Raw genomic sequence first — 15,702 nt, 5'->3', positions numbered from 1 at the left:
GGTAACTTTATTTTATCAGAAGTGGTCCTTATTTTTATTTAAAAAAAATCAAAGCCGGTGAAATTTTACTTATCGTAAAATTCCACCGGCTTTTTCATCTTAGAGGTGGGTTTTGTCCCAGCCTCTTTTTTACTCAATAACACTACAAAAATTAAAATCGGGTTTATACCCGATTTATTTTGTTCAATATGGAATTTTGTTTTGCACTTATTCATGATGTAAATCCTCTTATTTCTTACTATTTGAAAAAAGGATCGATAACTGCTTGGCAAGAAATTGCGGTGTATAGGGCATATCCTTACGTAACCACGCTGAAATCGTACCAATTAGAGCAGATGAACCATGCCAAATAGCGATATCCCTTTGAATGCCTTTAGTAGCAAGCAAGGAGTTATTTTCGACACTCTCTGTTATGGTTTCAGAAATGATGCTCAACAAACGCTCTGTAAAGATAGGAGTTCGTCTGGAACCAAGGACGACTTTATAGAATTTGGCATTTTCGGCTAAATGCTCAAGCAGTGTTTCAAGTTTGAACCATCCAATCTCTTCAGAGGAAATATGGCTAGTCGTCGTACTATTGATAATCGACTCAATATCCTCGGCCATTTCTTGCGCCATTTTCTCCAGCATGTCTTGAATATCATTGTAATGTAGATAAAACGTAACACGATTGATAGTGGCGCGTTCTGCAATCCGATTAACCGTAATTTTATTGATTTCCATCTCCTGCAGCAAATCGATGAATGCATCCTTGATCAATTGGCGCGTACGAAGGATTCGAGGATCTACTCGTTGCTTTGCATTGTTTGTCATGCCTAATCCCCCTTCCTATTATTTGGTAATTTACAAAAACTTCAGTTCTGTCTATTATTTTCGGCTTTCACAACAAAATTCGAATAAACGATAACTAATTTACACATCCTCAGAAATTGTCTGTTGTCAGAACCAACGATCTCATTATAAAGTAATTTATACAATGTTAATTATTAAACACATTGTAAAAAAAGTCTATATTCAAAATAGAAAGGATAAGAGAGAATTGGCTAATAATCATAAAATTGTCACAAATTCAATAAAAAAAGGGCCTATCATGTTCATAATGATTTTAGGTGCTTTCCTTGCAACCTTAAACCAAACACTCATGAGCGTCGCTACTCCTGAATTAATGGTCGAATTTAAAATCACAGCTGCAACAGCACAGTGGTTAACGACAGGTTACATGCTGGTAAACGGTGTCTTGATCCCCATTACCGCTTACTTTATGCAGCGATTTACTACCCGTCAGCTTTTTCAAGCTTCCATGTTTATCTTTTTAGCAGGGACCATCGTTTCTGCTATTGCAACGGGATTTCCTTTATTATTGACCGGACGCATGATTCAGGCGGCTGGTGCAGGAATCATCATGCCGCTCTTAACGAATGTCATTTTGACCATCTTTCCTCCTAACAAACGAGGAGCAGCCATGGGGATGGTCGGGCTTGCGATTATTTTTGCCCCAGCCATTGGGCCTACCATTGCCGGCTATATTATTGAAAACTACAAATGGGAAACGATGTTTTACGGTATGATTCCATTTGCTGTCATTGTTATTGTACTAGGGTTCATTTATCTCCGAAATGTATCCGAACCAATCAAGACGAAACTCGATATCCAAAGTGTTGTGCTCTCTACCATTGGATTTGGCGCATTACTCTATGGCTTCAGCCGAGCAGGAAGCCTAGGATGGTCAGACATAGAGGTACTAAGTACGATTACTGTGGGAGTTTTGTCACTTGCACTCTTTTCGTGGAGGGCGTTAAAGTCGAAAAATCCATTGCTCGACTTACGTGCATTCAAATACAATATGTTCTCTCTAACGACCATTATCAATATCGCGGTTACGATGGCCATGTATGCGGATATGATGCTGCTTCCGCTTTATCTTCAAAACGTCCGTGGTTACACAGCGATTGAGTCCGGTCTTCTCCTACTTCCGGGTGCGCTTGTAATGGGCTTTCTTATGCCTGTTACCGGCAAGCTGTTTGATCGATTTGGCGCGAAATGGCTAACGGTTATCGGAATGATTATTACCATTGCCACAACCATTGGTTTTACGGACTTAACGGACTCGACAAGTTATACCTATTTGGTTCTCATGTCAACGGGGCGCCGGATTGGGATGGCATTGATGATGATGCCTTTACAGACTGCTGGTTTGAATCAACTGCCACAGCAGTTAAATGCACACGGAACTGCCATAAGCAATACGATTCGGCAAGTGGCAGGGGCCGTCGGTACGTCGCTTCTTGTTACGGTTATGTCGGACAGAACGAAATCACATCTGCAGGATATGATTCCTACTGCAGCTACTAAGGGCTTGACCCAAGGGCAGCTTATTAAGGAGGCGACCATACAGGGGATAAATGACGCTTACTTTGTCATTGTTGGTATCGGCATCATTGGATTACTTCTTTCCTTATTTATAAAGAAGGTTAAACAAGCTTCTGAAATAGAGTCCAAAGTTCAAATGGAAAAGGCACAACAAAGAAAATTGGAAACAAACTAAAGAAATCAACATCTGAAGTATGAAAAAGTGTGAAAGAGAATTGAAACTTGAATCGTGTAAACATTTAGGAGAACCGATATTAGACCGTCGAGATTTATCTTGACGGTCGTTGACTTTTTAAAAGTTTCTAAATGGCTCGGAATAGATATTTATAGTAGATATCTACAATCTTTCATTATTAAAATAATTTTATAGTGATTAGATCATGTACATAGTCTGTAAGATGCGTATAACTTCTTCAGCAGGAAGTTTCATATCATCATTGATCCATTTCCGTACAATTTCAATGGTTCCTCCTGTTGTATAAGTGAAACAATATTCTAATTGAGTCTCATTAGCATTTGGAAACCGTTTTTTTTGTTCTTCAATTGTTCTTACATAAGCAGATTTCAAAATGGTATTTAGCACATGCGAGCCATTTTTTTCATTAAAAATTATTTTACATAGCTCAATATTTTCAAGTATCAAATTAAAGATATCATTAAGTATATTTTTAATGGATTCGTCTCCGGAGATATTAATGGTACTCATCATTTTCTCCATCAGTTCTTCCTCGATATTTCTCATTAAATCAAACGGATCATTATAATGGGAATAAAAAGTTCCACGATTAATATCTGCCTCTTTACAAATATCGGTAACGGTAATTTTATTTAAGTTTTTTTCTTGAAGCAACTTTAAAAAAGCATCGATAATTACTTTTTTACTATACAATGTTCTTCGGTTTCCTTTTATCCCAACCATTTAATGCTCCTCCTAATCATAAGTCAATAGACTTTAATGTAGTTTTTATTGAACAAAGTTTATAAAGATGTCTATTTAATAACACAAGTTTTCAAATTGATTATTGTTACAAAGAATTAGATTTAATATACTTTTTTTACGCCATTAAATCAACAGAGTGTTTGAATAATAACTGGTTGTTTTATTGTGAGTATGAGAATATAAAAATTTTAAAACGATGATAACGGGGAGGATACAAGGTGAGAAAGATCATAAAAGGCCGTTGGGCTATATTCGCAACTTGGCTAATTGCGACGATAGTGCTTACAGTCATTCAGCCAGACATCAATGCCATTCTTCGACAAAAAGGGCAGCAAGGAGCAAATAGCGAAAGCCCATCAGTCATCGCGGATCATATCTTAAAAAAGCTCGATACCGCTAAAGGAACCAACGACCTTATCGTTTTTTACGATAAAGATAAAATCTCAGAAGATGAAATGAACAAAATTGGTCACGCGCTCAAGGCTATTAGCAATAGCAGCCAAGAGCTAGGTATTACAGATATGATCGATCCCTTTAGCATGCCGGATGCGAAAAGCTCTTTATTTTCTAAAGATGGTACCACTCTATTGGTAAGCTATAAGCTTGATAAGAAATCAAGAGAAGTAGATGAGATTAAAAAAGAACTAGATAGCAAACTTAGTAAAGTACCTGTGGAATACTACCTAAGCGGTGAAGACTTCATCAATAATGATTATCTAAAAGCCTCTCAAGGCGGGGTAGAGAAGAGTGCTGCATTGACCGTTATCTTTATTTTGGTCGTACTAATCATTGCGTTTCGGTCAATAGTAACTCCTTTGATATCATTAGTGGCTGTTGCCTTTTCCTATCTTTGTTCCATGGGGATTGCAGCGCAATTAATTGATAAAGCAGGATTTCCGATTACTAGTCTTACGCAAATGCTTCTTATACTGATCCTCTTTGGGATTGGTACGGATTACAACATCCTTCTTTTTAATCGCTTTAGGGAGGAATTATCTCATGGCCAATCTATAGATGATGCGATTGTCAATACCTATAAGACCGCGGGTAAAACGATAACCTATAGTATTCTAACTGTATTTATTGCTTTCCTTGCACTCGTTTTTGCTGAATCGCCAATTTATAAATCAGGTGTTGTGGTGGTAATCGGTGTAACGATCCTATTGCTGGAAATTTTGACCCTAACACCTTTCATCATGAAAGTTTTAGGTCAAAAACTTTTCTGGCCTTCCAAAAATGTAGGTGGACATAAGGAAAACAAGTTCTGGGGTAAGACATCCTCGTTTGCAACCAAGCATCCGATTTTACCAGTGATCGTTATCCTATTAATCATTGGACCAATGGTGTATTTACACGAGGAAAAGCTTAATTTTGATACCATTGGTGAACTTGGAAATAAATATCCTTCTTCTAAAGGCATTAATTTAGTTGCGGACCATTTTGGTAAAGGTCAGGCCATGCCTGCGACGGTTGTCATCGAAAATAGTAAAGCCCTTGATAATAATGAATCACTTGCCGTAGTGGATAACATAACTGAAAGACTCAAGAGCATCAAAGGAGTTAACCAGGTTTCTTCGGTCACACAACCTCTGGGAACGCAAATTGATGATTTCTACGTCGACAGTCAAATGGGGTCCGTTACGGATGGTATTTCAAAAACTCAAAATGGTGTGGATCAAATAAATGAAGGATTAAAGCTGGCTCAAGAAAAGCTTGGATCGGCAGACTTTTCTAAGGTCAACCAAATGGTGGATGGAACGGCAAATCTTCAAGATGGAATGACTGCCTTAACCAATGGATTAAAGCAACTCCAAGCTGGTATTGATGATGGGGCAAATAATTCACAAACGATAAGTAACGGCATGGCTGCAATAGAAAACAATCTCTCAAAGATGAGCAGCGGCGTAGCCGTGTTAGCTGATAATTATGGAAAAATGCAGGCTGGATACAAAGAGATGGGAACCCATTACCAAGATGCTGCGCAAGCACTTCTTGGTGTGAAAAGTGCTCTCTCGCAAATGCAATTAATGGTGGCTGCTTTAGGAAATAGTTATGCAGATTCAGAGAGTGATGCTAATTACCAAGCATTAAAGCAAACAATCAATCAGTTATCATCGTCTTTAAGTCCAATTACACCTGAAGGAATAAAGGTCTTAAATGAAAATTATAATGCGGTAACTGCTGGTTTTGGTACAGCAAATAAAAATCTTGCCACCATGGGCAGCGGATTGTCCCAAATGGCAAATGGTTTGAAAAAACTTGAAAGCGGTCTTGGGAAAGCTTCCTCAGGAATAGGTACCATTGTAACGAATATGAATAATGTATCCGCTGGGCTTAGCCAAATGAAATCAGGACAGGAGCAGCTTGCTGCTGGTCTCAATGGTTTCAGTACTTTTGGACAAAAGCTATCCGATGTAAACGATGGGTTAAAGCAAATTTCTGACGGACTAGGACAGACAAATGGTTTCTTGACGCAATTTAAAACAAATAAAACCTTCTTTATTCCGAAAGAAGCGTTGACGGACAAAAACTTCAAAAAATCATTAGATGTGTACATGTCTAATGATAGAAAAATCACAAAGATGACTATCGTTTTGAAAGCTGATCCTTATTCCCAAGAAGCTTTAAGTACGATCAATAAAATAAATTCTACTGTTTCTGATGGAATTAAAGGCACTAGCCTTTCAAAGGCAAAGTCTGGTGTTTCAGGCCCAAGTTCGACCACAAACGATATGAATAATATTCTGAGCCGGGATTTGAATAAAACAACGGCTATCGTGATTATCGGAGTATTACTTGTGCTGTTCTTTGTGATAAGATCTTTCTGGATTCCGGTTTTCATCACTGGTTCTCTTGTAGGAGCATACTATACAGCTATGTTCATGATCAATTATATTTTCATAGATTTGCTGGGGTATGAAGGAATATCTTCCTTCGTTCCATTCTTCTCTTTCATTATCATTGTAGCCTTGGGCGTGGACTATAGTATATTCCTTATGATGCGCTTTAAGGAATATCCTCAATTGTCACCAAAAGAGGCAATCGTTCTGGCTTCTAGGCAGACTGGCGGGGTCATCATTTCTGCAGTTATCATCCTTGGGGGCACCTTTGCTACACTTATGCCTTCCGGAATATTGCTAATGTTTGAATTGGCTATTGCTGTCATTACTGGTCTTGTAGTGCTTTGCTTTATCCTACTACCTGTATCTTTGCCGGCGATGATCGCACTTCCAGATGCACTAAGAAATATATTTTCAAGAAAAAAGGCAGATGACTTAAGTTTAGAGGAAAAAGTAATCTAAGGAAGAGCTAGAAGACACTGCACCCCAATTGTTAGACTGCTAACAGTTGGCGGTGCATTTTTTTAATCCTAAGTTACCTTGAATACGAAAAACCTCTGTCAAAAGTATATAGACACTACTTTGACAGAGGTTATATTTTTGTTCGTTACTATTACATTTATCCATTTTCTACTTACATATAATCGTAAACGGAGTCTTCAAAATAGAGCCAGTGATAATATTCAATCTGTGGGTCCGTCATGACGGCAATTTCTATCTCATTAAATTTTTGTTTTTCTAATAAATGCTTCACTTTAAAATCTCGTTCAATTTGGCTCATTTGAAATCCTCCTTATTTATGGGAAGTAGCGAAGAGGCTACAGTTTTGAAAACGTTTTCCTTTTTTACTTGTTTTGATTATATATCTAAAAACGAGATTAAACCAATATTAATTTTAGATTGATTTTCAGGATTTAATACAACCGTTTTATTTATTTCTACATAAGTCTCGTTGCAGCAATAAAAACAGGTAAAGATTAGAGCATTTGTGGTGATATGTCTCTGGGGCTTGTGGTCCTTATTAAGGATCCTTAAGGATTAAAGGATAATACTGTATATAATCCCATGATTTTGTTATACTTTTATCAAAATAGGTGAGGGAAGAGGTATATGTAGTGTCAAAATCAAAAATGCAATTCTGGTTAATTCAAATTTTGCTGATCTTAACGATTATTTTCGTTTCCACAAAAATTTCATTTATGTTTAAGCCTATAGGAGTGTTTTTCTCGACGGTTTTCTTTCCTATTTTGATAACCGGTTTCCTATATTTCCTTTTAAACCCTCTGGTGAATTTTTTGGAACGCAAAAAGCTTCCGAGGATAGCCGCAATCCTAATCATATATGTTGGATTTGCAGGTCTTCTTGTTTTGGCAATAGGCAGTTTAGTTCCAACTGTATCAAAACAGGCAACCGAACTTGCCAACAATTTGCCATTATTCGCCAACAAAACTACTGATTTTTTTAATAATGTAGTTCATTCATCACAATATAAAAACTTAATGGTTCAGCAGAGTGAAATCATTGACTCGGTACAACAGCGGTTAATGGAATATGCGAATACACTGCCAAACAAACTGACGAACGGAATAAGGGGTTTCTTTGGTGTGGTCACCAATATCGCGATCATTCTTGTCACTGTCCCATTTTTATTATTTTACATGTTAAAGGATGGCCAAAAATTTCCAAAAGCTGTTTCGAAATTTTTTCCTACCGATTACAGAGATGAGGGCCTTAAAATTTTAAAAGAAACAGGGGAGACACTGTCAGCTTACATCCAGGGGCAGGTGTTGGTGGCCCTCGCAGTCGGGACCTTGGCTTTTATTGGATTTTTAATCATTGGTATGCCGTACGCGTTAATCATGGCACTTATTATTTCTTTTACCAACATTATCCCTTATGTTGGACCAATCATTGGCGGTGCGCCCGCAGTACTTATTGCTTTCTTTGATTCACCAACAAAGGCTCTATTGGTTATAGTCGTTATACTAGTAGCTCAGCAGATAGAAGGGAACTTCTTGTCACCTTTGATCTTAGGAAAAACATTGGATACGCACCCGGCGACGATTATTATTATTCTATTAGCTGCAGGTAATCTGGCAGGTGTACTTGGAATGGTTTTAGCGGTACCAACTTATGCGGTTTCAAAAGTCATTGTGTTGAACTTAGTCCGATTTTTGAAAGCAAGGAAAGGAGCCAATACAATAGAAGGAGCTTGAGCCGTGGACATAGTTTTTCTTTGAAAAATTTTAATTATAAATATTGTCTTATCTGAAAAACAAAAAAACTGGAATTAAAATTATATAGAATCAGCCAACAATTAGAAGTCTAAGTATTATGGACTTCTATTTTTTTACGCTGAGACTTTTTATACTAATCCGCTATTTAAACGTCCCAAAGGCATTTGTATATTTCATTCTTTTTGAAACACTTCTTCGAAATATGACATATGTATATTACATTAATGCTACTAACCTTGTTACAATTAATAATTATTGATTACATAGGGAGTGAAACTATTATGGCTAACACACATACTTTTAGCAAAGGCGAGGAAATCGCAAATTCAATTACTCATGGTATAGGTGCTCTTCTTAGCATAGCAGCATTAATATTACTAATTGTATTTTCTTCATTATACGGAAACGCTTGGCATATTGTCAGTTTCACTCTATTCGGTTCTACAATGTTCTTAATGTATACTTCTTCTACACTGCTACATGCTTTCCCTGAAGGCAGCAGAGTTAAAGATTTATTTGAAATATTTGACCATTCTTCTATCTATTTTTTTATCGCTGGAACGTACACACCATTCCTGTTTTTAGTTGTTAAAGGTTGGTTAGGGTGGACTATTTTTGGTATCGTATGGGGGCTTGCAATTGGAGGAACTGTTTTTAAATCCTTTTTTGTAAAGAAATTTTTATTCACATCCACTGCGTTATACGTATTAATGGGTTGGTTAATTGTATTTGCTTGGGAACCTTTAACCAAACACATGCAGCATTCTGGTTTAACATATTTAATTATAGGTGGATTGTTATATACTTTTGGATCTGTTTTCTACATTTGGAGGGGATTCAAATATCACCATGCCTTATGGCACCTTTTTGTCATAGCCGGAAGTATCATGCACTATTTCAGTGTACTAACACTTTTATATTGAAATAGTACAATGTAAGTAGGGACTTTATTATATTAGTGGCTAAAAAATTAATGATCGATTGACATTGAAGGATTATTAAAATAATTAATACAATTAAATCTGGCTCAATAGGATAAAAAAGGCCTATTTGAAAGTCTCTTTTGCTAGTCCAAACATAGCAAAAGAGGCTTTTTTGAAATTGGAGCTTTTTCGAATATTCTTATACTACACGTTACACAATTGACGAATTTAGAAACATAACCATTATTTCTAGAAGAACGATAAGCTGGTCTGCTTGAGGCTATCGGGGAACTATTCTCTTTTTCATGATACCTCTTCATATTGAAAATACGTAAACAGTTTCTTCTGTACATGCTGCTCCCACTGATCTAACGGTGCGTCCATTTCTTTCAGGAGATGATAGGCGTTGACCCATGCCTTCATTTCGGCGTTGATACGATAGGGACGGTTCGAAATCCACATGTCGTAATCTAGGTTCCCCTCAATGTAGTCAATTAGATGCCCTGTCTCATGCGCAAGGGCATATAGGTTCTCTTGGTCCGCAACCGGCGGGACCGTCACCGTTAAATCCGGCTTAAAGCTCACCCGATTTTCAGTTGAAAAGCGTACTCTTCCTCCCATGCTTTCCACTATGTCAATTAATGCATTCATATACCTATTGATGTCAGGTCTGCCAATTAAAAACTGCATCTTTCTAGCCATCCTTTTTCTCTATTTGGATTCATCTTACCACATTTTAACTGAAATTCTTGATCCTGGTTAAAAAATTATCTGTGTGAAATTAATGATCTCATAAAAGAGGCCACCACTTAAAAACGACTTTGAAGTCTTACTGTAATTTTAAGCCGAAAGGACAAATATTATGACACAGTTATGGTTAGATAGTCAAAAGAGGAAATTCCGGGGACTGCCCTTTATCATATTGAAGTTTCAAGAATTTTTGATTAGTAGAATTTAAAGTGAAGGATACAAATGAAAGGGTATATAACTAATAAAATCGTAATAAGGAAGTGATTGATATGCATTTCGAACGAGCACTATTAATTTATAACGGAAATGCCGGAAAAAAGGATATTAAACAGGCTCTTGGGGTCTCGGTCCCAATTCTGTCATCTGGTATTTCGAATTTAATGATCGTACAAACGCAAAGAATCAACCATGCAAAGGAGCTTTGTCAGCTTCATGGACCGGAAGTTGATTTGGTTATTATCCTTGGTGGAGATGGTACGGTCCATGAATGTATCAACGGATTGTCAAACCTGGATCATCGGCCTTTGATTGGTATACTGCCTGCTGGGACCTGTAATGATTTTTCAAGGTCCTTAATGATTGACCAGAATATCGCTATAGCTGCAGATCAGATCATACATGGTGAATGCAAGCCAATTGATGTTCTCAAAGTAGATGACCATTACTGTCTAAACTTTTGGGGCACCGGTTTGATTGCAGAAACCTCCAATAATATTAAACAAACGGAAAAAGATCATCTCGGTAAGATTAGTTATATGCTTAGCGCCATTCGGACAATGAAAAATATGGATCCATTTCATTTTGTACTAGATATAGATGGGGAGAGAATGGAAGGAGAGGCGCGATTAATTATTGCAGCCAATGGGAATTACATAGGAGCAAAGAAGATGCCATTTAATGCAATCAGTTATCATGATGGACTCGCAGATGTATTTATTATCAAACATACAAACATGACGTTGTTGAAAGAACTTTTCACCACAGATATTACGATTCAGAATCATGAGTTAATTCAGGAAATCGACCATTACTCTGGACAATCAATCACCATTCATACACAAGAAAAACAGGATGTAGATATGGATGGAGAAGTGTATACCAAGACACCTAGTCATATTACCGTTCTTAAACATCATCTTCAAATGTTAAAACCAAATTAGAAACGGTTTGACAAGTGTTTGATCAAAGGTCAACTATTTCTACAGGGCAGTGAGTAGCAAATGTGTCTTATGGCAGCTTTTTTTTGGATTAACGTGGATTTTAGAGTCCATCGAGCACTGATAATTTTGAATGGACATTCCCATTAAGCAAATGGTAGCATGAAAATAATAAAGTAGAGAGGATGTTTATTGATTTGATTCAAACTGTGATTGCCACCCTTTTTCAAGTGATGGTTCCTCTTTCGATACCGGTTATTGCGGGGGCCATCCTTGGCCGATTTGCACGGCTTGACACCAAGCCATTATTAACTCTTACATTATATTATTTAAGTCCAGCCATAATATTAGATACGTTAATGACTGCCCGTGTTTCTCATAGTGATATTTCTCATACCCTTTCGTTTTCCTTGCTTAATCTTGTTATGCTTTGGGCTATTGCCACAAGTTTAAGTAAGCCTCTTCATTTTCAGGCTAATGAAAAGGCAGCCCTGGTCTTGGTGTCTTCCTTTACGAACAGTGTCAACTATGGGCTTCCACTTGTATTACTTGCGTTCGGGAAATTAGGGCTCGAAAAGGCATCTGTTTATGTTGTCATTCAAATGGTAATCGTCAATACAATCGGGGTTTATTTTGCGGCGCGCTCGCAATTTTCAATAAAAAACGCGGTGCGAACGGTATTTACCCTTCCCGCTATATATGCTGCGATTCTAGCACTTGGCCTTCGCAGCTTACATCTGTCCTTACCGGGCGGAGTCGCGAAAGGGGTTTCCATGATTGCAGATGCCTACTCTCCAGTTGTCATGGCTATATTAGGAGCGCAAATTGCCAGTGTAAAAATCGCAAGGTACGAATGGAAATCTCAACCCGCCTTTTGGACAGGGATGACCGTTCGTTTGTTGATTTCTCCGGCCGTTGCTTTTATTTGTATATCAATCTTGCAAATAAAAGGCATACTGCAATCGGTTCTGTTTGTTTTAGCGTGTATGCCTGTAGCCGTTAATGCCGGCATTCTCGCGGAAAAATTTAATGCATCACCAAATATTGTATCTAGGTGTATACTCTGGACCACACTTGTCTCTTTTATAATTTTGCCGTTTTTAATTGTAGTTATAAAGTGATAACGGAAAAATTGTTTTTTCTATTGATTTTAAAGGTAGATATTTTCCTTGAATAAGGATTTTAAAAAAATAAGCAATCTTAGCCCTGTTAAGTACAGAAATACCAAGATTGCTTAGGAACCATAATGTTTGCTTGAAGTCATATGTTCGTCGATCATGGTTTTATTAAAAGTATGAAATAATTCATAAGGGAGAAAAAATGCTCTAGAAGTACATAGTTTTATGAAGGATACATGTTCTAATTTTATGCAAAAATGGCCTTTGTCAGTAAAAATAGAACAGATGGGGCAAGTAAGCAGCCTAGGCCAGTATAAAAAGTAGCCGTAACCGCTCCATAAGGAACAAGTTTTGGATCTGTTGCGGCCAATCCCCCTGCTACTCCACTCGTTGTTCCCATGATTCCGCCATATACCATGGCAGTACGCGGGTTATTTAATCCAATATATTTTGCAATAAATGGTGTGCCTATCATGGTCAAGATCGACTTTACCAGTCCTGCTGCGATGCTAAGAGTGATAACTTCGGAACTTGCACCAATGGCAGATCCTGTTACTGGTCCTACGATGTATGTAGCCGTGCCGGCACCAATGGTCGTTAAGCTAATCGCATCTCTGTATCCAAAAGCAAGTGCAATAATGACACCGACGACAAAAGAGAGAACCACGCCTACAAATAAGGATAAGACCCCGTTTACACCAGCCTTCTTAATTTCACTAAAATTGGCCCCAAAGGCGGTAGCAACAATAGCAAAGTCCCTAAGCATACCGCCGCCCATTAGCCCAATTCCAGAAAAAAGGGTAATGTCCGATAACCCTTTTTCTCCTCCGGTAACCACTCCGCCGATGTAAGCGAGGACAAGACCAAGGGTAATGGCAATAGCAGACCCATGGATGCGACCTCTGGTTAATTTGTTAGAGATAAAATAAGAGAGATACATAGTTAAGCCAACAATGGCAAAAGCAACAATTAACCCATTATTTTCCAGAATATTACCTAATATTTCTAACACCCTGCTCGCCTCCATTCACATCGATTTCAAGAATCTCTGCCTGGCCACCCTTGCTTAAAAGAGGAACAACGGCCCAGCTAATCACCACTACAGCTACTCCAGCAACAATAGCCAAAAACCCTCCATCTAGGGCCGCAACCACATTTTGCTGTGCTGACATGGCAATAACAATCGGAATATACATTCCACTCCAAAAAGCTAGTCCTTCTTGTGTCTGTTTGTTAAGCTTATCTTTCTTTTTAAAGTACTCCACAAGTAGTATCAGCATAAGCATAGCAAAACCCACACCGCCAACATTTGCGTCAATTCCAAGTATGTGTCCTAAGAGATCTCCAAAAAACACCCCGGATAAAAAGCAAATAGATAATATTGCGACCCCAAAAATAATCATGCAATTTCTCCTTTTCAATTTTTTCTTTAAGGCATAAAACGAAAAGCGAACAGAACAATTTTACGTATGTCTGTACTGAGAAGAAAATTGAAACAAAGGAAAGCGTTTGCAAAACAGAGAATCAACAGTCGACTGTATTCCTAAAACTCATAATAAATCGTGAGAAAATAAAATGTCAATCTTTTTTTAATTTTCTAAATATATTGAAATCTACGTGCGCTGGGGCTATAATAAAAATCGACAGTCGACTATTTAAAAAATGATTGGAGGAGACTTCGTCATGAAAACGAATAAATTTACTCAAAATGCATTATCAAATCATATTGCTGAACATATTACAGATCAAATTATTAAGGGGGAACTAATCCCTGGGGATAAACTAATCGAACATATTTATGCAGAAGAGTACGGTACTAGCCGCGCTCCTGTTAGGGAAGCTATTTATCTACTTTCCATAGAAGGCCTTGTGGAAAGAATTCCAAGAAAAGGGGCCGTGGTCAAAGAATATACGGAGAATGAGATATATGATCTTCTCGAAATACGTAACATGCTTGAAATGATGGCCATTGAACGTATTGGTCGAAACGAAATAGACCAAGCGGATCTGCAAAAAATGGCTGATATTTTAGAAGAAATGAAGGATAAGACGGAAGTTCATCAATATACTCAACTAAATCACTCTTTCCATATGACACTTGTGGAAATGAGTAAAAGTGAGACCATTAAAACGATGTATTCAAGGCTTGGATGGCCGCTGCTAAGAATCCAAAGCCTATCATTTGCGAACGATGGAAATATTGAAAAGTCTGTTAGAGAACATCAAATGTTAATCAAATTTTTGAGAGAAGAAAACATCGAGGAAGCAACGAATCTTTTAAAACGTCATAACGAGGATGTCATTTCAAGTATGAAGAAAAAGCTAGCTTCACAAAATAAATAAGTTTTTTTCAAGATTATCAGACTAGTTGAGTTTTCAAACAAGGTGGTGAAAGTTGGTGAAACTCGCATTCTTATTTCCTGGCCAAGGTACTCAAAAGCCGAATATGCTTCAAAAACTACCTGAACATCCTGCAGTTGAGGCTGTTCTGCAAGAAGCTACGGAGGCACTTAGAGAAAGCGTTTACAATTTTAATTCCAATGAAGCTTTGACATCGACCGTATCTGTTCAAATCAGCCTGCTTGTTTCCTCTGTTGCTATCTTAAAAGTATTTGAAGCCGAAGGGATCTATCCCCATATTGTGGCAGGTCATTCCGCAGGTGCTTATAGTGCAGCCGTTGCATGTAGGGCCATTGGGTTTGCTGATGCTTTAAAAATGATAAAGCTAAGAGGGCAGCTAATGGAACAGGCCTTTCCTAGCGGCTACGGAATGGGTGTCATTACAGGAATGGATGAAAAGACAGTAAAAGAACTAGCAAATTCTTGTTTTACAGTGGCAGAACCTGTATACGCGGCAAATGTCAATGCTCCGGATCAAATCACGCTTGCAGGTTCTATTACTGCACTACACAAAGTCATTGACCGTGCCTCTACTAGTGGGGCAAGAACAGCGGAATTTCTAAATGTGAATATACCATCCCATTGCTCATTACTAAACTCAGTTTCTAGTTCTTTACATGAGGAATTGTCAAAAATTAAATTTAGACAGCCAGTCATTCCATATGCTTGTAACCGGACAGCAAGGCTTTTAAGATCGCCGGAACAGGTAAGGGAGGATCTTGCCTTTAACGTTTCCCATCCAGTTATGTGGCATAATATTTCTTCCATCCTTTGTGAGCACGGAACAAGGCTTTTTATTGAGATGCCTCCTGGAAATGTTCTTACCAGTTTATCCAAAAAAGCTCTACCTGGTGCCCGTTCTCTTTCTGTGGATGAAAACGGGTTTGGAAATTGTTTGGTTTTGGCCAGGCGTTTCTGTTCTGAACATTCTTAAGTATAAAAGATTGATAGGAGAAAGGGGATAGCA

The 15,702-nt window shown here is 37.9% G+C and carries 14 protein-coding genes; 8 read left to right on the top strand and 6 right to left on the bottom strand.

Annotation, left to right across the window (positions count from 1 at the left end; genetic code table 11):
• Positions 1-228: 228 nt before the first annotated feature.
• The gene (locus M3226_RS25025) at positions 229-813 is read right to left on the bottom strand and encodes a TetR/AcrR family transcriptional regulator (RefSeq protein ID WP_251571357.1); all 585 of its coding nucleotides are present in this window, start codon (positions 811-813) and stop codon (positions 229-231) included.
• A gap of 277 nt (positions 814-1,090) precedes the next feature.
• Here M3226_RS25025 and M3226_RS25020 point away from each other — a divergent pair, with 277 nt between their 5' ends.
• Entirely contained in the window at positions 1,091-2,545 is a 1,455-nt protein-coding gene (locus M3226_RS25020) for a DHA2 family efflux MFS transporter permease subunit (protein ID WP_251571356.1), read from the top strand.
• A 198-nt stretch (positions 2,546-2,743) separates the two neighbouring features.
• Here the strand turns inward: M3226_RS25020 and M3226_RS25015 are convergent, their stop codons facing one another.
• On the bottom strand, positions 2,744-3,289 hold the full coding sequence (locus M3226_RS25015; protein ID WP_251571355.1) for a TetR/AcrR family transcriptional regulator: 546 nt from the start codon (positions 3,287-3,289) through the stop codon (positions 2,744-2,746).
• 239 nt (positions 3,290-3,528) lie between these two features.
• Between M3226_RS25015 and M3226_RS32560 the strand changes: the two genes are divergently transcribed.
• Positions 3,529-6,612, top strand: a complete 3,084-nt coding sequence (locus M3226_RS32560; protein WP_251571354.1) for an MMPL family transporter — start codon at positions 3,529-3,531, stop codon at positions 6,610-6,612.
• A 172-nt stretch (positions 6,613-6,784) separates the two neighbouring features.
• On the opposite strand, the gene M3226_RS25005 is transcribed toward M3226_RS32560, so the two are convergent.
• Positions 6,785-6,931, bottom strand: a complete 147-nt coding sequence (locus M3226_RS25005) for a BH0509 family protein (protein ID WP_251571353.1) — start codon at positions 6,929-6,931, stop codon at positions 6,785-6,787.
• Positions 6,932-7,265: 334 nt separating this feature from the next.
• On the opposite strand from M3226_RS25005, the gene M3226_RS25000 reads away from it, so the two are divergent.
• Together M3226_RS25000 and trhA are read left to right on the top strand one after the other, a co-directional pair.
• Positions 7,266-8,366 carry an AI-2E family transporter gene (locus M3226_RS25000; RefSeq protein ID WP_251571352.1) on the top strand — a complete coding sequence of 367 codons (1,101 nt, stop codon included), beginning with the start codon at positions 7,266-7,268 and terminating at the stop codon, positions 8,364-8,366.
• Between the two features lie 302 nt (positions 8,367-8,668).
• Entirely contained in the window at positions 8,669-9,310 is a 642-nt protein-coding gene (trhA, locus tag M3226_RS24995; RefSeq protein WP_251571351.1) for a PAQR family membrane homeostasis protein TrhA, read from the top strand.
• A 303-nt stretch (positions 9,311-9,613) separates the two neighbouring features.
• Here the strand turns inward: trhA and M3226_RS24990 are convergent, their stop codons facing one another.
• The gene (locus M3226_RS24990; RefSeq protein WP_251571350.1) at positions 9,614-10,000 is read right to left on the bottom strand and encodes a hypothetical protein; all 387 of its coding nucleotides are present in this window, start codon (positions 9,998-10,000) and stop codon (positions 9,614-9,616) included.
• A gap of 329 nt (positions 10,001-10,329) precedes the next feature.
• Here M3226_RS24990 and M3226_RS24985 point away from each other — a divergent pair, with 329 nt between their 5' ends.
• Together M3226_RS24985 and M3226_RS24980 are read left to right on the top strand one after the other, a co-directional pair.
• Positions 10,330-11,220 (top strand): diacylglycerol/lipid kinase family protein, encoded by an 891-nt coding sequence (locus M3226_RS24985; RefSeq protein WP_251571349.1) that lies wholly within the window; start codon positions 10,330-10,332, stop codon positions 11,218-11,220.
• 194 nt (positions 11,221-11,414) lie between these two features.
• Positions 11,415-12,338: an AEC family transporter gene (locus M3226_RS24980; protein WP_251571348.1), complete on the top strand. Its 924-nt coding sequence runs from the start codon at positions 11,415-11,417 to the stop codon at positions 12,336-12,338.
• A 244-nt stretch (positions 12,339-12,582) separates the two neighbouring features.
• On the opposite strand, the gene madM is transcribed toward M3226_RS24980, so the two are convergent.
• Positions 12,583-13,347 (bottom strand): malonate transporter subunit MadM, encoded by a 765-nt coding sequence (madM, locus tag M3226_RS24975; protein WP_251571347.1) that lies wholly within the window; start codon positions 13,345-13,347, stop codon positions 12,583-12,585.
• Positions 13,328-13,738 carry a malonate transporter subunit MadL gene (gene madL / locus M3226_RS24970; protein ID WP_251571346.1) on the bottom strand — a complete coding sequence of 137 codons (411 nt, stop codon included), beginning with the start codon at positions 13,736-13,738 and terminating at the stop codon, positions 13,328-13,330. Before madL ends, madM begins: the two co-directional genes overlap by 20 nt.
• A gap of 280 nt (positions 13,739-14,018) precedes the next feature.
• On the opposite strand from madL, the gene M3226_RS24965 reads away from it, so the two are divergent.
• Both M3226_RS24965 and mdcH read left to right on the top strand, forming a co-directional pair.
• A complete protein-coding gene (locus M3226_RS24965) occupies positions 14,019-14,678 on the top strand; it encodes a GntR family transcriptional regulator (RefSeq protein WP_251571345.1) in 660 nt (219 codons plus the stop codon).
• 55 nt (positions 14,679-14,733) lie between these two features.
• Positions 14,734-15,669, top strand: a complete 936-nt coding sequence (gene mdcH, locus M3226_RS24960) for a malonate decarboxylase subunit epsilon (protein WP_251571344.1) — start codon at positions 14,734-14,736, stop codon at positions 15,667-15,669.
• Positions 15,670-15,702: the final 33 nt, after the last annotated feature.

This window comes from Neobacillus cucumis (assembly GCF_023715505.1).
The sequence above is the reverse complement of the archived record's forward strand: the minus strand, read 5'-3'. Positions and strand labels throughout refer to the sequence as shown.